Origin of the sequence: Chryseobacterium mucoviscidosis, from assembly GCF_002177115.1 — a bacterium.
GTDB classification, from domain to species: domain Bacteria; phylum Bacteroidota; class Bacteroidia; order Flavobacteriales; family Weeksellaceae; genus Chryseobacterium; species Chryseobacterium mucoviscidosis.
The window spans coordinates 1-271 of sequence record NZ_MVAG01000254.1 but is presented as its reverse complement, the minus strand read 5'-3'; the positions used below and the strand labels follow the sequence as shown (position 1 = coordinate 271).

The following is a 271-nucleotide window of genomic DNA, read 5'->3' as shown; positions in this document are numbered from 1 at the left end:
GCCGGCTGCAAGAAGGAACGCACCCATGGATGCCGCCATTCCCGTACAAATCGTGGAGACTTGCGGTTTAATAAACTGCATGGTGTCATAAATCGCCATACCGGCTGTGATGGAGCCGCCAGGGCTGTTGATATAGATGCTGATATCTTTTTCTGGATCTTCGGCTTCAAGGAATAGAAGCTGAGATACGATGGAGTTCGCAACATTGTCATCGATTGCTGATCCCAGCATAATGATACGGTCTTTCAACAAGCGTGAGTAAATGTCATAC

At 47.6% G+C, this 271-nt stretch carries 1 protein-coding gene; it reads right to left on the bottom strand.

Features of this window, described 5'->3' with window-relative positions; all coding sequences use genetic code 11:
- On the bottom strand, window positions 1–271 hold a 271-nt coding region (locus B0E34_RS23020), incomplete at both ends, for an ATP-dependent Clp protease proteolytic subunit (protein ID WP_185117478.1).